Annotated in this window: 18 protein-coding genes; 14 read left to right on the forward strand and 4 right to left on the reverse strand. The window is 72.7% G+C overall.

Going from position 1 to position 18,621, the window contains the following annotated elements:
* Positions 1-250: 250 nt before the first annotated feature.
* The 13 genes from ACFRCR_RS07850 to csrA all read left to right on the forward strand — a co-directional run bounded on the left by ACFRCR_RS07850 (position 251) and on the right by csrA (position 11,012).
* Complete coding sequence (locus ACFRCR_RS07850; protein ID WP_191796683.1) at positions 251-556, forward strand: flagellar FlbD family protein; 306 nt, start codon at positions 251-253, stop codon at positions 554-556.
* Between the two features lie 5 nt (positions 557-561).
* Positions 562-1,335: a motility protein A gene (locus ACFRCR_RS07855; RefSeq protein WP_138825763.1), complete on the forward strand. Its 774-nt coding sequence runs from the start codon at positions 562-564 to the stop codon at positions 1,333-1,335.
* A complete protein-coding gene (locus ACFRCR_RS07860; RefSeq protein ID WP_377676551.1) occupies positions 1,335-2,240 on the forward strand; it encodes a flagellar motor protein MotB in 906 nt (301 codons plus the stop codon). Before ACFRCR_RS07855 ends, ACFRCR_RS07860 begins: the two co-directional genes overlap by 1 nt.
* A gap of 108 nt (positions 2,241-2,348) precedes the next feature.
* A complete protein-coding gene (locus ACFRCR_RS07865; RefSeq protein ID WP_377676553.1) occupies positions 2,349-3,248 on the forward strand; it encodes a flagellar motor switch protein FliM in 900 nt (299 codons plus the stop codon).
* Positions 3,249-3,251: 3 nt separating this feature from the next.
* Complete coding sequence (gene fliN, locus ACFRCR_RS07870; RefSeq protein WP_138825759.1) at positions 3,252-3,956, forward strand: flagellar motor switch protein FliN; 705 nt, start codon at positions 3,252-3,254, stop codon at positions 3,954-3,956.
* Between the two features lie 4 nt (positions 3,957-3,960).
* Positions 3,961-4,668, forward strand: a complete 708-nt coding sequence (locus ACFRCR_RS07875) for a FliO/MopB family protein (protein ID WP_377676555.1) — start codon at positions 3,961-3,963, stop codon at positions 4,666-4,668.
* Positions 4,665-5,513 carry a flagellar type III secretion system pore protein FliP gene (gene fliP, locus ACFRCR_RS07880; RefSeq protein WP_377676557.1) on the forward strand — a complete coding sequence of 283 codons (849 nt, stop codon included), beginning with the start codon at positions 4,665-4,667 and terminating at the stop codon, positions 5,511-5,513. Before ACFRCR_RS07875 ends, fliP begins: the two co-directional genes overlap by 4 nt.
* A gap of 1 nt (position 5,514) precedes the next feature.
* On the forward strand, positions 5,515-5,790 hold the full coding sequence (locus ACFRCR_RS07885) for a flagellar biosynthetic protein FliQ (protein WP_030152072.1): 276 nt from the start codon (positions 5,515-5,517) through the stop codon (positions 5,788-5,790).
* Positions 5,791-5,795: 5 nt separating this feature from the next.
* The gene (locus tag ACFRCR_RS07890) at positions 5,796-6,548 is read left to right on the forward strand and encodes a flagellar biosynthetic protein FliR (RefSeq protein WP_377676559.1); all 753 of its coding nucleotides are present in this window, start codon (positions 5,796-5,798) and stop codon (positions 6,546-6,548) included.
* Positions 6,548-7,699: a flagellar biosynthesis protein FlhB gene (locus ACFRCR_RS07895; protein WP_377676561.1), complete on the forward strand. Its 1,152-nt coding sequence runs from the start codon at positions 6,548-6,550 to the stop codon at positions 7,697-7,699. Before ACFRCR_RS07890 ends, ACFRCR_RS07895 begins: the two co-directional genes overlap by 1 nt.
* Positions 7,700-7,847: 148 nt before the next feature.
* On the forward strand, positions 7,848-9,896 hold the full coding sequence (locus ACFRCR_RS07900; protein ID WP_377676575.1) for a flagellar biosynthesis protein FlhA: 2,049 nt from the start codon (positions 7,848-7,850) through the stop codon (positions 9,894-9,896).
* On the forward strand, positions 9,868-10,707 hold the full coding sequence (locus ACFRCR_RS07905) for a hypothetical protein (protein ID WP_377676563.1): 840 nt from the start codon (positions 9,868-9,870) through the stop codon (positions 10,705-10,707). The genes ACFRCR_RS07900 and ACFRCR_RS07905 overlap by 29 nt, the downstream gene beginning before the upstream one ends.
* Before the next feature lie 68 nt (positions 10,708-10,775).
* Positions 10,776-11,012 (forward strand): carbon storage regulator CsrA, encoded by a 237-nt coding sequence (csrA, locus tag ACFRCR_RS07910; protein WP_377676565.1) that lies wholly within the window; start codon positions 10,776-10,778, stop codon positions 11,010-11,012.
* A gap of 95 nt (positions 11,013-11,107) precedes the next feature.
* Here the strand turns inward: csrA and ACFRCR_RS07915 are convergent, their stop codons facing one another.
* Positions 11,108-12,379 carry a hypothetical protein gene (locus tag ACFRCR_RS07915; RefSeq protein ID WP_377676567.1) on the reverse strand — a complete coding sequence of 424 codons (1,272 nt, stop codon included), beginning with the start codon at positions 12,377-12,379 and terminating at the stop codon, positions 11,108-11,110.
* A 150-nt stretch (positions 12,380-12,529) separates the two neighbouring features.
* On the reverse strand, positions 12,530-13,489 hold the full coding sequence (locus ACFRCR_RS07920) for a hypothetical protein (RefSeq protein ID WP_377676569.1): 960 nt from the start codon (positions 13,487-13,489) through the stop codon (positions 12,530-12,532).
* Positions 13,490-13,851: 362 nt separating this feature from the next.
* Here ACFRCR_RS07920 and ACFRCR_RS07925 point away from each other — a divergent pair, with 362 nt between their 5' ends.
* The gene (locus ACFRCR_RS07925) at positions 13,852-14,451 is read left to right on the forward strand and encodes a hypothetical protein (RefSeq protein WP_377676571.1); all 600 of its coding nucleotides are present in this window, start codon (positions 13,852-13,854) and stop codon (positions 14,449-14,451) included.
* A 22-nt stretch (positions 14,452-14,473) separates the two neighbouring features.
* On the opposite strand, the gene ACFRCR_RS07930 is transcribed toward ACFRCR_RS07925, so the two are convergent.
* Both ACFRCR_RS07930 and ACFRCR_RS07935 read right to left on the reverse strand, forming a co-directional pair.
* Positions 14,474-17,092: an AAA family ATPase gene (locus ACFRCR_RS07930; protein ID WP_377676573.1), complete on the reverse strand. Its 2,619-nt coding sequence runs from the start codon at positions 17,090-17,092 to the stop codon at positions 14,474-14,476.
* A gap of 207 nt (positions 17,093-17,299) precedes the next feature.
* Positions 17,300-18,598 (reverse strand): alpha/beta fold hydrolase, encoded by a 1,299-nt coding sequence (locus ACFRCR_RS07935; protein WP_377676577.1) that lies wholly within the window; start codon positions 18,596-18,598, stop codon positions 17,300-17,302.
* Positions 18,599-18,621: the final 23 nt, after the last annotated feature.

Genomic DNA, 18,621 nt, shown 5'->3' on the forward strand with positions numbered 1-18,621 from the left:
CCCCCGGGACGGTTCGTCCCGGGGGCGCCGTCGTGCGCCGGCCCCCGGGGGGACCAGGCCTGACCTGCCCGACCGGCCCGACCTGCCCGACCTGCCCGAACTGTTCAGCCACCCTCCCCGTTCACGAGAGCACGGGGGCTGCCGAGAGTACGGATCAGCGGGGCTCGGCCGACCGGCGGTGCAACGCGCCCCGAGAGGCCTCGCTCGTCGCCCTCGCCCCCTCCGACCGAACCGACCCGAAGGTGGAACCGTGATCGTCCTCACGCGCTTCAGCTCCGAGCGCATCGCGATCAACGCGGACCTCGTGGCCCGTGTCGAGACCAACCCGGACACCCGGGTCACCTTGATCGACGGTTCTCGATACATCGTCACCGAGTCGATGGAGGACGTGATCCGACTGGTCGAGGAGCACAAGGCCCGCGTGCTGCTGCTCGCACAGTCCATGACCAGCATCGGTGAGCGCACGCCGCTCGGCATCGTGCCGGACCGGCCCGATCCAGAGGCCGACGACCGGGCCCCGGTCGCCGTGACCCCGCTCCCCACCCCGAGGAAGTAGGCCCCATGGATCCCGCAACCATCATCGGCATCCTGTTCGCGTTCGGTGCGCTCGTCGCGATGGTGCTCCTCGAGGGAGCCCAGATCACGTCGATCCTGCTGCCCGCGCCGATCATCCTCGTCTTCGGTGCCAGCATCCTCGTCGCGGTCGCGTCGGGCACGGTGCGCGACGCGCTCCAGGCGATCAAGGCGCTGCCGAGGGCGTTCGTGAGCAAGCCGGCCCGACCGGCCGACGCGATCGAGGAGGTCGTGCGTGCCGCCGAGATCGTGCAGAACGACGGAGGTCTCCTCGCGCTCGAGGCGGAGTCGCAGAAGACCGACGACCCGTTCCAGCGCAGCGCCCTCCAGTCCTTGGCGGACGGTGCCGACGCCGACCAGCTCCGCACCCTGCTCGAGGAGCGGATCGAGACCAAGAGCCGTGAGGACGCCGTCGCCTACGACTTCTACAACGCCATCGGCGGGTACGCCCCGACGATCGGGATCGTCGGCACCGTCGTGTCGCTGACGCACGTGCTGGAGAACCTGTCGGACCCGGCCCAGCTCGGCCACATGATCGCCGCCGCGTTCATCGCGACGCTGTGGGGCATCCTGTCGGCGAACTTCATCTGGCTGCCCATCGGCGCCAAGCTCAAGCGCATCTCCGACCTCGAGATCCAGCGCCTCGACGTCCTCCTCGAGGGATACATGTCGATCCAGGCGGGCGCCCGAGCCCGCGTCATCGACGAGCGGCTCAAGACCATGGTCCCCGACTGGTCGCTGCCCACGGGCAAGGCCGCCTGATGAGCGGCCGCTCGGCGGGGCACGGTCGGCGCCGGCGAGGTGGCGGCGGCGGTGGAGGCGGGGGAGGCCACGACACGAGCGGCAGCGGCCGCTGGATGGTCTCCTACATGGACATGGTCACGGTCATCATGTGCCTGTTCATCGTGCTGTTCGCCATCAGCTCGGTCGACCAGGACAAGTACCAGCAGCTCAAGTCGTCGCTCGCGGCAGGCTTCGGCACGATCGAGGACGCCGACGTCGTGGAGGCGGTCATCGACAACCCGGCCACAGAACCTCCTGCCGACGTCGAGACCGACCTCGAACGGGCCCTGGCCGAGGTCGCCGACCTGACCGGGCTGCGCGACGCGATGGCGAAGGACCTCGACGCCTACGGGATGTCCGAGACCGTGAGGTTCGAGATCGACGAGCGCGGCCTCACGGTGCGCCTGGTGTCGGCCGACACGTTCTTCTCGCCGGGCAGCGCCGACCTCACCGAGGAGGCGCGCTCGGTCCTGCAGGTCATCGGCCCCGTGCTCGCTCCGACGCCCTACGAGATCCAGGTCGAGGGGAACGCCGACTACAAGTCGACCGTGGGATCTCGCTTCCCCACGAACTGGGAGCTGTCGTCGTCGCGCGCCACGTCGGTCCTGCGCCACCTCGTCGAGCACAGCGGCCTGACCGAGCACCGGATCGCCGCCGTGGGGTTCGGGTCCGCCCGGCCGCTCGCCGGGGGGACGCACCCCGAGGCGCTGGCCGCCAACCGGCGCGTCGACATCATGGTCCTGTCCGCGCAGCCCGAGGCCGTGCGAGCGCTCATCCCCGAGGTCCTCGGTGGCACGCTCACCGCGGCGGACGTCCCGGCGGCGGAGTCGGCGCAGCGTGCGGCCCTCGCGGGCGCGGCAGAGGCCACGGCCGAGACCGGCTGACACTCCGACGGCACCTCCTGGCGGGTCCGGGCGTGATCGGTGGTGCCCGCCGCTGCCGGTCCGGTCGGCGTGCAGGCTCTCCGTCGCCTGCCTGCATAGGAGACCGACGTGAGCACGACGACACCCGTCAGGGTCCAGGGTCCCGCCGAACGGCGCAAGGTAGAGGTCTACGACTTCCGTCGCCCGACGACGCTCGTGCGTGAGCACCACCGCATCCTCGAGATGGCGTTCGAGAGCTTCGCCCGTCAGTGGGGCACGCAGCTCACGGCACGGGTCCGGGTCGTCTCCCAGGTGAGCCTGGCGGCGGTGACCATGCGCACGTACGACGACTACGTGGCGGACCTGCCGGTCACGACCGCGGTCGTCGTGTGCGAGATCGACGGTGTCAGCCCGCGGGCGGTGCTGCAGTTCCCGCACACCGACGCCCTGACGTGGATCGCGCACATGCTCGGCGCCGGTCCCTACATCCCGGCGATCGACCGCAAGTTCACCGACGTCGAGCGCGCCCTCGTCACCTCGCTGGTCACCGAGACGCTGCGCGACCTGCGCCACTCGATGGGCCGGCTCCTGGAGACGCCGCTGAAGATCGGCTCGATCCAGCACAACTCCCAGTTCGTCCAGGCCGCGCCGACCGCCGAGCTCATGATCGTGGCGGAGTTCAACCTGCGCGTCGGCGACGGGCCGTGCACAGCGACCCTCGCCCTGCCGGCGACCGCTCTGCTGCCGCACCTCGGCGAGGCCAACCCGGCCGACGACCCGGCCGACGCAGCCGCCCGCACCCGGCGACACCTCGCCCGGTCCCTGGTCGACGTCACCGTCGAGCTGTCGAGCGCGGTCATGACGCCGGTCGAGGTCGTCGAGCTCGCCGTCGGCGACGTCGTCCGCCTGCCGCACAACCGGTCCCGCCCGCTCGACGTCATCGTCGACGGCCACGTCCTGGCACGCGGCGCGGTCGGCTCGTCCGGCTCGCGCCTCGCCTGCCGCATCGTCACCACCGAGGAGAACTGAAGCATGAGTACCGCCACCACCGCCGACCGCACGGCCGTCGAGGCCGCGGTCGAGGCCGCACGGGCGCTCGTCGAGCTCGTCCCCACGAGCACGCCTCTCTCCGCCGCGCTCTCGGGCGGCGCTCCGGTCGGCCCCCAGGCCGTGACCGCGGTCGTCGCCTCGTACGTCGGGGACACGGGGACCGACATGGCGCTCGCACTCATCGACGAGACCTCCCTCGCCGACGCGTCCGAGACCCCGACCCTCGACGTGACCGACCTCCTGCGCCCGGCGCTCGAGGCAGCGGGCGCCACGACGGGCGTCGGTGTGCTCGGCGACGTCCGTGTCGCCGACGCGACCGAGCTGTTCGAGGACGAGGAGGCCGTCGTCTTCGAGCTCTCCGCGGGCGGCGGGCCGACGGCCGGCTGGTTCGTGGTCCGCGCGCGCAAGACCCTGCGCGGCCTGCCCGACGAGGCCATGACGGGCAGCCGGCTCGCGCGCATCTCCAACGTCGAGATGCGGCTCGCCGTCGTCGTCGGGCACACGCGGATGCCCGTGCGCGAGGTGCTCAACCTCGAACCCGGCGCCGTCGTCGAGCTCGACCGCTCGGCAGGCGCGCCCGCCGACGTGCAGCTCAACGGCCGGACCATCGCCAAGGGGGAGGTCGTGGTCGTCGACGGTGGCGACTACGGCGTGCGGATCACCAAGATCCTCGACGCGGACGACTGAGCCCGTGGACGTCACCACCGTGCTGCGGGTCGCCTTCTCCCTGGCGGTCGTCATGGGGCTGCTGTGGCTGTCGTACCGCGTCGCCGACCGGAGCAGGCGCCAGACGCCCGGGGGACGCGGCGCACAGCTCACCGTCGTCGCCCGCCAGGGGCTGAGCCAGAAGAGCGCCGCGGTGCTCCTCGACTCTGGCGGCACCCGCTACCTGCTCGGGGTCACCGAGTCGTCGGTCACGGTGATCGACCAGGGGCCGGCCCCCGCGACGGCCACGGCGGCCGCGCCCGCCGGCCCCAAGCATGCGGTGCGCGACGCGACGGCGAGCCGCCTCGGTCCCTTCAACGTGGTGAAGTCGGCGGCCGGTCCCCGGACCGCAGCCGCCCCGTCGGGCGGGGCTGCGGACGCGGCGGTCGAGCAGGGAGCGCCAGCCGACGTGGTGGACGGGACCGACCCGGTCCTCGCGGGCGTCCTCGCCGGGCGCCCGACGAGCCCGTCGTTCGACGAGGCCGTCCTGGCCGCGCAGGTCTGGCTCGACGAGACTCCGCTCGCGTCGGTCGCCGCACCGGCCCGGCCCGGACGCACGGTGGCCGTGACCGCCGCGGCCGCTGCGCCGTCGGGCGTGACCTCCGCGGGGCTGGACCCGGCCGCGGTGCGCTCCTTCCTGGCTGTCGACACCTGGCGCCAGGCCGCCCGTGCCGTGTGGGGGCCCAGGCGATGACCGTCGTCGTCCCGGCGCGCCAGGAGGCGCGCCGCGCCGTGGCGCTGGCCGCGGCCCTGCTCCTCGTCGTGCTCGTCCTCGTGGCGACCGTGCTGCTCGCCCCGTCCGCGAGCGCCGCCCCGACCGATCCCACTGCCCCGACGGCTCCCGTCGACCCGACCGCCCCTGACGGGGGCAGCAGCTTCTCGGTCGAGATCAACGGCCCGAACGGTGAGCCGTCGTCGTCGCTCGTGACGCTCGTGGGCATCACGCTGCTGTCGCTGGCCCCGACGCTGCTGCTCATGATGACGTCGTTCACGAAGATCTTCGTGGTGCTGTCGCTGACGCGCAACGCGCTCGGCACGGGGACCGTACCGCCCAACATGGTCCTCGCGGGGCTCGCGCTGTTCCTGTCGATGTTCATCATGTGGCCCGTGTTCGGCGAGATCAACGACGCCGCCGTCCAGCCCTACCTCGAGGGTTCCACGACGTTCAGCCAGGCGCTCGACGCGGGTTCCCAGCCGCTGCGGGAGTTCATGCTGGCGCACACGCGCGAGGAGGACCTCGCGCTCATGACGCGCGCGGCCGACCTCGACAACCCGGCGACCATGGCGGACGTGCCGCTGACCACGCTCGTCCCGGCGTTCGTGATCTCGGAGCTGCGGGCCGCGTTCATTATCGGCTTCGTGATCTTCGTGCCGTTCCTCGTGATCGACCTGGTCGTGGCGGCGGCGCTCATGAGCATGGGCATGATGATGCTCCCGCCCACCATGATCTCGCTGCCCTTCAAGCTGTTGCTGTTCGTCCTCGTCGACGGGTGGGGGCTCATCACCACCTCGCTCATCGGCTCGTACGGGGTGGGGTGACATGGAGACCTCGGCCGTCCTCGACATCGCGACCCAGGCGATGATCCTGGCCGCGAAGCTCGCGGCCCCGGTCCTGATCACGTCCCTCGTCGTGGGGTTCTCGATCTCGCTCGTGCAGTCCGTGACCCAGATCCAGGAGGTCACGCTCTCGTTCGTGCCGAAGGCCGCGGCGGTCGCCGTCGCGCTCATCGTGTGCGGCAACTGGATGATCGGCGAGCTGGTCTCGTTCACGCACGCGATGTTCGACCTCATCCCGTCGCTGCTGGGCGGCGGCTGACGTCGGTGACGTTCGACATCGACCAGGCGTGGCTCCAGGCGACCCTGCTCGCCGGGGTCCGCCTGGCCGCGTTCATGCTGCTCGCGCCGCCGTTCTCCCACAAGGCCATCCCGCGCCAGGTGCGTGCCATCCTCGCGGTCTCGCTGGGGCTGGTGGTCTCGAGCCGGGTCGCGCCGACGTACGAGGCGGTGGGCACGGCCACGTTCTTCGCCCACGTGGTCGCCGAGGCCGCCACGGGCGCGATGCTGGGCACGCTCGTCATGATCGTGTTCTCGGCCGTGACCGCGGCCGGCTCACACCTCGACCTGTTCGGCGGCTTCTCGGTCGGCATGGCGTTCGACCCGCAGACGAACGTGAGCGGGTCGCAGTTCACGCGCCTGTTCGCACTGGCGACGGTCGTCCTGATGTTCACGTCGGACGCCTACCAGCTCGTGGTCCTGGGCCTCGCGCGCTCGTACGACGTCGTGCCCGTCGGGACGTTCGCCGAGGTCCCGGCCGGGGCCTTCGTCGACGCGCTCACGGGGTCGTTCGTCGCCGGTCTCCAGATCGCCGGGCCCATCGTCGTGGTCCTCTTCCTGGCCGACGTCGGACTGGGCCTGGTCACCCGTGTCGCCCCGGCGCTCAACGCGTTCGCGCTCGGCTTCCCGCTCAAGATCTTCCTGACCCTCTCGCTCGTCGGGACGGTGCTCGTCGCCCTGCCGCACGCCCTGTCCGCGCTCACGGCGCAGGCCCTGAAGCTGATGGGAGGCGTGGGCTGATGGCGGACACGTCCGAGGAGAGGACCGAGCAGGCCTCCGACCGCAAGATGAAGGAGGTCCACGAGAAGGGTCAGCTCAGCCGGTCGCAGGACCTCACGGCCTGGATCGGGATCGGGGTCGCGGGGGCCCTGCTGCCCCTGACGCTCGGCAAAGCGGCCGGTGCCGCGACCGAGCAGGTCCTGTCGATCCGCACCGTGATCGACAAGCCCGAGCCCGCCGTGGCCCTCGTGCTCCTGCAGGAGGCGCTCCGCTCGGTCCTGCCCACGATCGGAGCGCTGCTCGCGGCGGTCGCGCTCGCCGCGGTCATCGGCTCGGTCGTGCAGGGCGGCCTGCACCTGAAGAAGTTCCGCGGCGAGTTCCAGCAGTTCAACCCGGTCTCCGGGTTCAAGCGGATCCTCGGCCCCCAGGCGTTGTGGAACGGCGTGAAGGCGCTGCTCAAGACGACCGTGGTCGGGGTCGTGCTGTACGTCGTGATCCAGTCGCTCATGCCCGTGCTGCTGTCGGCGGGCGGGCTGCCCGTGGCGTCGCTGCTGGAGGCCGCCGGGTCGGGGGTCAGGGCGCTGCTGCTGTGGGCGACGGCGGCGGGGATCTCGCTCGCGCTGCTCGACGTGCTCGTCGTCGCCAAGCGCAACCGCAAGAAGACTCGCATGACGAAGAAGGAGCTCAAGGACGAGCACAAGAACAGCGACGGCGACCCCATGGTGAAGTCGCAGCGCCGCTCGATGGCGCGCTCGTTGTCGCGCAACCGCATGCTCGCAGCGGTGGCGGACGCCGACGTCGTGATCGTGAACCCCACGCACGTCGCCGTCGCGATCCGCTACGAGGCGGGCAGGTCGGCGCCGCGCGTCGTCGCCAAGGGCGCTGACCACCTGGCCGCGCGTATTCGTGAGAAGGCCGAGGAGGCCCGGGTGCCGATGGTCCGCGACGTCCAGCTCGCCCGCGCGCTCCACAAGGTGTGCGACGTCGGGCAGGAGGTGCCGGTCGAGCTCTACATGGCGGTCGCGCGCGTGCTCGCGTTCGTCATGGCCCTCTCGCGCCGCGGGGCCGCGGTCTCCTCCGTGCCGCACCGGCTGGGCCGCCCGGCGATCGCACCGGGGGAGTGGCCGGCGGACGAGGACGCCACGGGAGCGGGCGAGGAGCGCACGGCGTGATGCTGGACGCTCACCGCGGGGGGCGGGACGTGCCGGCCGCCGACCCCCGCTGCCGCCGATCCGACGTGCATAGGGAGTCGCGGCAGCACCTGCCACCGCTCCGGACCGGGAAGGACCAGGGTTCCGCGTGAAGAACCGCTCCCTCGCCATGATCGCCGTCCCGCTCGGCGTCGTCGGCATCGTCCTGCTGCTCGTCGTGCCGATCCCCGCGGGGATGCTCGACGTGCTCATCATCGTCAACATCCTGCTCTCGCTCGTGATCCTGCTGACGTCGATGTTCGTCACCAAGCCGCTCGACTTCTCGGTCTTCCCGTCGTTGCTGCTGGTCGCGACGCTCTTCCGTCTGGGCCTCAACGTCGCCTCGACCCGCCTCGTGCTGGGCAACGGGTACGCGGGCGAGGTCATCAGCGCGTTCGGCCACGTCGTGGTCAACGGGAACCTCGTCATCGGCATGGTCGTGTTCCTGATCCTGGTGGTCATCCAGTTCCTCGTGATCACCAAGGGTGCCGAGCGCGTCGCCGAGGTCGGTGCGCGCTTCACCCTCGACGCGATGCCGGGCAAGCAGATGGCGATCGACGCGGACCTCAACGCGGGACTCATCTCGGAGACCGACGCCCGTGCGCGCCGCGCCGAGGTCTCCGCGGAGGCCGACTTCTACGGTGCGATGGACGGTGCCTCGAAGTTTGTCAAGGGCGACGCGATCGCGGGCGTCGTCATCACGATCATCAACCTGGTCGGCGGCATCGTCATCGGCGTCGTCATGCACGGCATGCCCGTCGGGGAGTCGGTCGACACCTACTCGATCCTGACGATCGGCGACGGTCTGGTGACCCAGGTCCCGGCACTGCTCATGGCCGTCGCGACGGGCATGATCGTGACCCGTTCCAACTCGGGCGAGGGCGACGTCGGCTCGCAGGCCTCGAGCCAGCTCGTCCAGTCGCGCCAGGCCGTCGCGATCGCCGGTGTCGCCTCGTTCGCGATGGCGTTCATCGAGGGCATGCCCAAGCTGCCGTTCATCGTGCTCGGGATCGGTCTCCTCGTCGCGGCGCAGCAGATCAAGGCGCGCCAGGACCGGGCCGAGGTCGCGCGGGCCGCGGCCGAGCAGCTCGAGCAGGGCGCGGCCGCGTCGTCGGACGGCACGGAGAACCTCATCGAGCAGATGCGCGTGCACGCGCTGGAGATCCTGCTGGCGCCCGACCTCGTCGACCTCGTCACGGGCGCGCACGACGACCTGCTGGGGCGCGTGCGTGCCCTGCGGCGCAAGATCGCGATGGACCTGGGCGTCGTCGTGCCGCCCGTGCGCACCCGCGACTCGATCGAGCTGGTCGCGTCGACGTACGCCGTGCGGATCGCGGGGGTCGAGGCGGGCAGAGGCCAGGCGCCCGCGGGCAAGGTCCTCGCGCTGGGCGACAACCTGGGGTCGCTGCCCGGGCAGGTCACCGTGGACCCGGTGTTCGGCATGGAGGGAAAGTGGGTGCCCGTCGAGATGCGGCACAGCGCCGAGATGGCCGGGGCCACGGTCGTCGACCGCGTCTCGGTCCTCGTCACCCACCTGTCGGCGATCATCTCGGCCAACGCCGCCAGGCTGCTCTCGCGCGAGGACGTCCGTGTGCTCACCGACGAGGTCAAGCGCACCAACCCCTCGGCGGTCGACGAGCTCACCCCGACCCTGCTGTCCCTCGCCGAGATCCAGCGCGTGCTCCAGGGCCTGCTCGAGGAGCGCGTCGCGATCAACGACCTGCCTCGCATCTACGAGGGGCTCGCGCTCGCGGCCCGGCGCTCCACCGACGCCGAGCACCTCGTCGAGTCGGCGCGGTCGGTGCTCGGCCCCGCGATCCCGGCGCGGTACACGGTCGACGGCACGATCCGCGTCGTGACGATCGCGCCCGTGCTCGAGCAGGCCATGCTCGCCGGGCGGCAGCCGGGCGGTGAGCACGGCACGGTCATCGTCGTGGACCCGGCGCGGCTCGACGCTTTCCGCACCTCGGTCGCCGACGTGGCCGAGGCCGCCCGAGGGGCCGGCCACGACGTCGTCCTGGTCTGCGCGCCGTCCCTTCGTCCGGCCGTCCGTCGCCTCGTGGCGACCCAGCTGCCCGACCTGGCGGTGCTCTCCTACACGGAGGTCACCTCGGGGAACGCCCTCATCGAGACGGTCGGGGTGGTGAACGATGCCCCGGCGATTGCGGCTCGCGGGTGACACCCTGGAGGCCATCCTCGACGAGGCACGGCGCGAGCACGGCCCCGACGTACGGATCGTGTCGGCCGAGCGGATCATCACGGGCGGCATCAAGGGACTCTTCGGCAGGCAGCACTACGAGGCCGTGATCGAGGTCGCTTCGCCGCCCGCGCTCCACGTCACCGACCACCCCGTCCGTTTCCCGGCGGCGCGCAGGGCGGGGATCGCCGCACTCCTCGACGACGCCGACGACGCCGACCGGCTCGAGCCGTCGAGGTCGGAGGACCTCGAGATGTCGACCGGGGGTGACGACTTCGCGGCGATGCTGGACGAGCTGATCGCCGAGACGGCCCTCCCCGAGCGCACCGGGGGCCCGAGGGAGACCGGCCCGTCGACCGCCCCGGGAGACCTCGTCGCGCTCGTCGGCCTGGGAGGCGACGCGGTGGCCGTCGCTCACGCGATGCGCGGCCGTCTCGGGCTCCTCACGGCCTCTGCGGGGCAGGCGCGTGACGCCGACGCCCCCCGGGTCGTGGACCATCGCAGCGCGACCGAGGCGAGGGCTCGCGGCGTGCACGCCGGCACGTCGACCGCGGTCGCCGTCGGCCTCACGACCGATCTCGCCGACGGGCTCCGGATCCTCGACGTCCTCGCGCCCGAGCAGGTGTGGGTCGTGGTCGACGCCTCGCGCAAGCACGCGGACACCGCCGCCTGGGTCGACGGGCTGCGCGGTGTCGTGCACGTGCACGCCATGGTCGTCGTGGGACGGTCGCTGACCCGGACCCCGGAGACGGTCCAGCTCCTCGGGCTGCCCGTGGGATGGGACGCGGACTGACGGCCGCTCGGCGCGCATAGGTGCCCCGGAAGGTCAGGACGACATTCGCGAACGTCAGGAGGACGTCGATGCTGGTGCTGGGGCGCAAGGTGGGCGAACGGATCCTCGTGGGCGAGGACATCGTCCTGACGGTGGTCTCCGCGGGACGCGACGGCGTGCGGATCGGGATCGAGGCACCGCGCGACGTGCGGATCCACCGGGCGGAGATCGTCGACCAGGTGGCCGAGGACAACCGTGCCGCCGTCGCGACCGACACGACCGCCGACGAGGTGCGTGCCCTGCTCGCGCTGCGTCCGGCGTCCTGAGCCCCCGACGACGCGACGCGGCACACGGGTCCCCAGGGTCCTCGGCACCTCGGCGGGAGCTCACGGCTACCGCCGTACCAGGTGGTCCGTGCGCGCTAGACGCGGGGGACCGAGCTCGCGCGGCCGTGACGGCGCTCGCTGACGCTCCGGCTCCGGCCGCGCGACCTGTCCGACCGGTCGTTGCGGTGACCGTTGCCGCGGTCGTCGTCCCGGTCCCCGTCGCCCCGCCCGTGGCCCCGCTGATCGTCGCGCCCGTGCCGGTCGCCGCGCCGTTCGTCGTCGTCGTCCCGGTCGTCGTCCTCGTCGTCGCGCTCGTGCCACTCCGCGCGACCGAGGTCGTCGTGGTCGCGCCAGCTGCTGCCGTTGCCGTGCCGGCCGCCCTCCTGGGGGGCCTGCGGGCCACCGGTCCCGGTGCCCGGGACGGGCGCGACGGGTACCGCGGGCGCGACGGGGGGCGGCGGGACCGTCGGAGCCGGTGGCTGCTGCACCGCGGGAGGGGGTGTGGTGGGCGAGTCGACGGGGACCGGCACGACGGCGCCGGGTTCCTTGTCCTTGCCGTTGCCGACGAGGTTGTCCCACAGGCCGACGATGGGCATCGTGAGCCGGTCGACGAACGACACGTTCGACGTGCCCGTCTCGTCGACCGGGCGCTCCTCGGCGGGGGCCACCGCCGCGCCGACGACGATCGTCACGGTCGACAGCAGCGCCGCCGCACTCCATCTCAACGACTTCCGGGGCGACATGCCGTGGCCCAGGACGGTTCCGGGCCGCCGGCGGGCGTGCCGGGGCATGCCGGCCGACCCGGTGGTCCTGCGGGCCGCGAGCCCTACCGGGGTCTTCAGGACAGGCGCCACGTCGGCCCCGTCCGCGAGGGGGGCGGACGGAGGGACGGCCGACTTGACCCCGGTCGGCCCGACGGTGACGACGGCCGGTCGAGGGCTCGCGGCGGGCGGGACGCGGTCAGCCGCCGTCTCACGCACCGCGAGCAGGTTCGCGCGCTGCGCCGCGAGCCGTTGCCGGTACGGCGCCACGGCGACGGCCCCCTGGGCGGCCGACCGGCGCACGGCCCGTGCAGACTCGGCGCGCAGTGTGGGCACCCAGGTCCGGGGATCGATGCTCCGGTGACCCGCCGCGACGTCGCGGAGCAGCGCCTGCTGGGCCGTCGTCACGGCGTCGAGCGCCGCCGTGCGGTCGGCGGGAGCCACCAGGTGCGCCCGCACGACGCGCCGTGCCTCGCGTGCGAGCTCGCCGGCGCGAGAGGCCCAGAACTCCGCGAGGGCGTGCTCACGGGCGCTGGCGGGCAGGGCGGCGAGACCGGACAGTGCGTCGACCCCGACGGGGCCGCCCGCAGGACGTGCGTCAGACATGCAGCGTTCTCCCCTGCCCACGGGAGTGCAGGCTGGTACGGCCGTCGTCACGGCGGTGGTGCGCCAGGGCGAGGGCACGTCGGGGCGAGGTGGCGCCGACGACCGACGTGGCCGGGCCCTGCGCCGAGGCGCCCGGGCGGGGGATCGTGTTCACGCCGTCTCCAGGAGGTCGGCACCGATGCCCATCGCCCGCAGGCGTGCGGCGGCGAGCTCACGGACCCGGTCGATGTGCGCCACGGTGCTCCGGCGGGGCAGGCCCAGCGTCCGGGAGATCCACACGACCGTGTCCTGACCCGGGAGGGGACCACCGCCGTCGTACGCCTCGGCCATCCACAGGGCCGCGACCTTGCCGCGCGTCGGGTTCTCGGCCCGTGCCGCGTCGACGACCGAGCGCACCAGGGTGGGCGCCTCGACGGGGTGCAGCACGCAGTCGAGCTCGTCCTGGACGAGACCGGGGGAGTCGAGGGCCTCGTCGAAGCACAGCGCCCCCAACAGCACCAGCTCGTCGGCCTCGGTGACGACCATGCCCTGCCGCACGACGTCGGAACGGTGCGCGGCGAGCCGGTCGTTGGTCGCCTGCACCGCCTCCTGCACGGTCGGCACGGTGCCGCGCAGTGCCGCGAGCTCGGCGCGCGTGCGGGCGAGCTCGCGTCGGCGACGCTGGGCAGCGACCATGCCCGAGGCGGGCGCCGTCGCGTGGTCCACGAACGAGCGCACCCTCGGGCGCGCGGTGTAGACGACGATCGCCAGGAACGAGCGCATGCCGGCCAGGTAGGCCGGGTCCTGCCTCGACTTCTCGAGCATCTCCCAGACGGTCTCCACGACGATCGACTCGACGTCCTCGAGGTGCTGGGCGACCTGCACCGAGTTCGTGCGGCACAGCCGGGCGGCGATCCGTCGCCAGTGGTCGCGGTGGCCCGCGATGAAGGCGGACACCTCCGTGCGGTAGCTGGCGTCGTCGTCGAGCGCGACGATGCGCGCGACCTCCGAGCGGACCGCGTCGGCGGGTGCGTCGTGGTCGTCGTCGAGGGGCTGCTCCTCCGCGACACGCAGGGAGCGCGCTTCACGTGCCCGGTCCGGGCACGTGCCGGATGGGGGCCGCACGTTCATGCCATCAGCATGCGGCCGCTTCGCACTACTTTCACGTCTGAACACGGTTTTCACACCGGAGTTCACCCTCGGTGCTGCTATAGGTGGTGCCATGCTGGGAGTTGCCGCGGCCCGAGCCCGGGAATTCACCCGGACGGGCGGCGGTTCGTGTCGTTCGCCCCTTCTGCACCGGCACCGGTGATGGATACACTTCCGCGTCGGCGATCGCTCGCCGACCTGGGCGCGGACACGCAGACGAGCAGGAGGTGGAGCATGGGCGGCAGGACCTGCGCACCGTCCTCGGCGACGAGGCGTACCCCGGGCGACGTCCCGTCGGGGACGCTCTCGGCGGCCCGTCGACGGCGTGCCCGGGCGATGCTGCGATGACGAACCCGGCCCCGTGGGACGACACCACCTGGGCGGCGTGGGCGGTCGGGCTCGTCGAACCCCTGATCGATCCCTACGACCGTGTCGCCGATCTCGAGGCGATGCGGGAACAGGCCCGAGGACATCGGTTGCGGGCCGTGACCCTCCTCGCGGGGACCCTCACCGACCTCCTCGACTCGCTGCCGGACGAAGACCCCTGGCGTCACGTGGACCCCGCAACGTTCGGGACGTATCGCGACGGGCTGGACCTCGTCCCGACCGAGGCCACCGAGATCCGGGAGGACATCGGCCTCGCTGCGCTCGCCCGTCCGCTGGGCCGCGAGGGTGCACAGATCATGAGCGACGCCGAGCACGGCTGGGAGAACGCCGCGCACCGGGCCAACGAGCTCGACGACCCGGTCCCCGTGCTGGCCCGCGTCGTCTCCTGGGCGTCCTGGCGCCGTCGCGTCTACGTGGGCGAGGACACCTATCCCGTCCTGGTCGTCTTCTCGTGGCTCCGCCGCGCGGCCCTGGTCGCGGCGGGCCAGCAGATCGACGACGCCGAGTCGCACGAGCGGACGAGGGCCTCGGCCAGGATCGTCGACGACCTCGTCTGACGTGCGACGTGAGGGTCGGACGTCACCACCGCTCGTGCCGGGCCGACGACGGGTCGACGTGGTCGGCCACGATGAGCCCCAGGTCGATCCCCTTCGCGAGCGCGTCCTCCCGGCGGCGCACGCCCAGCTTGCGGTAGACGGACCGGAGCTGGCTCTTGACGGTGTTGACCGAGACGGTCAGGCTCAGCGAGATCTCGACCGCGGTCGCGTGCCGTCGCAGGCTGTCGAGCACCACGATCTCGCGGTCCGTGAGCGCCTGCGGGAAGCCCACCATCGCGGCGAACCTCTCGGGGACGGGACCTGCCGCCGCGAGGACCCGCTGCGCCGTCCTGTCCTTGCTGCGGGCGGCCAGCTCGACGAGCGCGAGGAGCTCCCGTCGCGGGGGGAGCGTGAGGGCGAAGAGCAGCTGGCGGTCGTCGGCGACGGCCGCGAACTTTCCCAGCGCGTCGCACGCGTGCGACTCGTCGGAGCCGTTGACGAGCGCCGCCGCGAGGAGCAGCGAGTGCGCGACCCTCAGCCGCGGCGACGCGTCGACCGGTGGGGTGTGCTCGACCAGGACGTCCCGTGCGACCTGCCAGGACTCGGTGAGCAGCGCGAGGTGGGCGCGCAGGAGCGGGGCGCTCGCCGACGACGGGGACGCGCCTCGCAGGGTTGCGTGGACCGCACCCAGCCGGCCACGGGCGAGGTCGAGCAGGCCGGCGGCGTAGCCCAGTTGGTCGGTGTCCCGGACGGAGATCCGCTGCCTCCCCCGCTCGGACTCGATGTACCGGCGCAGCCGCTCGGCACCCAGCGCCGGCTCGAACGTCAGGAGGTCGACCGAGGCCTGGGCCAGCGCGAACTGCGGCCGCGACTCGAGCGTCGAGAGGAAGGGGCGCATGGCGTCCAGGTGGGCCTGCGCGCCGCGCGCGTCGAAGCGCTCGATGCGCACGAGGGCGTGCGCCAGGTGGTAGACGTCCTGGCTGCGGCGCGGCGTGGTCTCGGCATGCCGGGACGCCTCGACGCCGGCCAGGTCCCGGCGCGCCTCGGGCATGTTGCCGTGCACGGCGTGGGCGAGCGCCCGCAGCGCGAGACCGTGGAGCGCCGGTGGCTCACCGAGAGGGTCGCCGAGGTCCTCCAGGATCGCGAGGGACTCGTTCTCGGCACCGCCGCGGAGCATCGAGCGTGCGATCTCGGCGCGCAACCGCGGCAGGTCGCGCGCCATGGAGCGTCGTTCGGTGACCCGGAGCTCGTTCAGCATGCGGCCTGCGCGACGTGCCGGGTAGAGCGCGCGCTCGGCCGATCCGGTCGACCGCAGCGCGAGGCTCTCGAGGACCTCGAGCACCACGCGCTCGCTCGGGGTCGCGGGGCGTGGCGCGACCCGCAGCCCTGCGAGCGCTGCGTGGTAGAGCTCGATCGCCTCGTCCCGTCCGCCGGGGACGGCGTCGTAGTGGCGGGCGAGCGCCCCGGCGAGCAGGGGCCAGGGACGCAGCTCCGCGACCGGGACCGCCCGCAGGACGTCGAGGCTCGCGATCGTGCGCTCCTCGAAGACCTGGGTCCAGTAGCGGGACACCGCGGCCGAGGCGATCGACAGGTCGCCCGCCGTCACCGCGTGCCGGACGGCCTCGACCGGGTAGCCGTGCTGGAGGTACCACCGAGCGGTCGCCGCCTCCACCACCTGGGACGCCTCGGGGTCCTCGAGCCGGAACGTCTCCAGGAGGAGGGAGCGCACGACGGGGAAGAGCACGAAGACGAGCCCCGTCGGTCGCCGTTCCCACGTGCCGAGGCCACGCGCCTCGAGGTCCGACAGGAGCTCGGGAGCGTCCGGGTCGAGGGTCAGGGCCACCGCGAGGTCGCCCGTCAGGATCTCGGGGACGACGCACCGCGCGAGGAACAGCTCGAGCCGGTGCCGCGACGGGCCCTGGAGCTGCTTGTCGACCGCTGCCCGCAGCAGCTCGGCCGCGACCTGGACGTGGGCGGGCGTTCCGTGGGACCCGGCCAGCTCGGCGGCGAGCATCGCGACCCGCAGGTAGAGGGGCTGGCCGCCCGTGCTCACGTGCGTCTGCGCCGGGTCGAGGTCCGCCCCGACCTGGCGCAGCATCCGCGCGGTCTCGTCCAGGGTGAGCGGGAGCTGGTCGGCGGTGATCACCGTGCGGTTCATCTCGAGGCCCACGACGGGTGCCTCGAGCATCGAGCTCGTGGTCGTCGCGAGCGCGACCGACAGGTTCGGGCAGGCGCGCAGCAGCCCGAGGACGTCCTCGTGGACCTCGGCGTCCCGGACGTTCTGATAGTCGTCGACGACGACGAGGACCTCGCCCCGGACCGTGAGGAATGCCTCGGCCAGCCGCACGGTCAGGGCGGCGGTCGACAGCTCGTCGAGGCCGATCGTCGTCTCCGAGCGCAGCAGCCCGGACTGGGTGGCCCGGCGAGCGACCGTGCGCCAGAGCTCGGTCCGGGTCGTGCCGGGCGACGTCGCGATCCAGACCCCTTCGGCCCCTCGTCGTCGGGCCCACTCGGCGAGGAGCGAGGTCTTCCCGCCGCCCGACGGGCCACGGACGACGCGCAGGGCCGCGTCGGCGTCGAGCCGGTCGACGAGCCGCTCCCGCACGAGCTCGAGGTGGGGTGGTCGCGGAGCGCCGTGCAGTCTGCCGGGGGTCGTGCTCACTACCGGCATCCAGCCTCCCGCCCTCTCCTGGTGAGGTGCCCGGGCAGCCTGCCGTCGGCTGCGTCGCCTCTGGCACTGGAGCCGGCACCGCGCCGCTCTCCGGAGTGCCACTTTATGTGACGAGGAGCGATTTTGCGGGCTACGTGGTGAGCGACACCCCGCTGGGTCGCACCGGGAGGGACGGCAGACAGAGCGTGCCGGAGCGGGTCAGTCGCGGGGCAGCGGCCCGCCCTGCTGGTCCACGAGCGGGAGCAACCGCTCCAGGACGTCACCCGTGCGCAGCCCGTCGTGCTCGAACTCGTTCGTGACGAGCGCCTGCACGTTCCCCACCCTGGACGCCGTGTCGAGGGAGAGGTGGGCGTCGACGAACATGTCGTCGTAGTAGACGGCTGCGGCGACGGGGACCTCGTTGGCCGCGAGCGCGTCGAGGTCGTACAGCTCGGTCCAGTCCTCACGACGCGCCAGCTCGTCGGCCGCGCCGCGGAAGGCGCGCAGGCCCGCGATCTCCTCGAACATCCAGGGGTAGATCATCTCGCCCGTGAAGAGCAGCGGCCGGGCCCCTGGGTCGAACTCCGGGTGCTCGGCGCGCACGCGCTCGGCGGCCCAGCCCGTGGCCCCGTGGCCCGACGCGTAGATCGACTCGTGCAGCACCGCGTACAGCGGGTTCGTCAGATACGACGTCAGGTCCCTGACCTCGCTGAGGAACGTGTCGCTCAGGTCGTCGTCGCCGTGGTCGAACGCCTCGTCCAGCAGCCAGTGGACGCGTTCGAAGCCCGGCTTCATGCCGAAGTCCATCCCGAGCGTCTGGAGGCGGCGCACGGAGAGCGTGTCACCGTCGGGAAGCAGGACGTCACCCACCGCGATCCTGTCCGCGATGCGCGCGAGGCGTGCGACGTCGTCGGGGAAGCGCGCCGCGAAGCGGGCGTGCTTGGCCGCGGTGCGCGGGTACGTGCGGCGGTAGACCTCGGTGGCGTCGGCCTCCAGGCCCGCCAGACCCCCGGTGACGTAGCACGCCGCGAGCCCCTCCGGTGCGCGCGAGAGGTACGTGAGCGTCAGGAAGCCGCCGTAGCTCTGGCCGAGCGACTCCCAGCGGCGACCGCCGAACAGGGTGCGGCGCAGGTGCTCGGCGTCCGCGACGATCGAGTCGGCCCGGAAGTGCGAGAGGTACTCGGCCTGCGCGGCCGCGTCGCCGAGCGCCGCGAGCGAGCGGCCGCGCACGGCCGAGCTGCGGCCCGTGCCGCGCTGGTCGAGCAGGATCACCCGGTGGGTCGCGAGCATGGTCCCCACCCAGCCCTCGGGCCCCGTCGGACGGGGGCCCTTGCCGCCCGGGCCGCCCTGGAGGAACACGAGCAGCGGCAGGTCCTCGCGTCGCCGCGCCGGGTCGACGAGCTCGCGCGCGAAGACCGTGATCCGGCGCGAGTCCCGCTCGTCGAACCAGTCGAGGGGGACCTCGACCTCGTGGTCGGTGACGTGCATCCCGGGGATCGTTGCGCTCGCGGAGGTCATGGCGACGAGCCTAGCCACAGAAG

The organism is Oerskovia sp. NPDC056781 (assembly GCF_042789955.1).
In the GTDB taxonomy this organism is placed as follows: Bacteria; Actinomycetota; Actinomycetes; order Actinomycetales; family Cellulomonadaceae; genus Oerskovia; species Oerskovia rustica.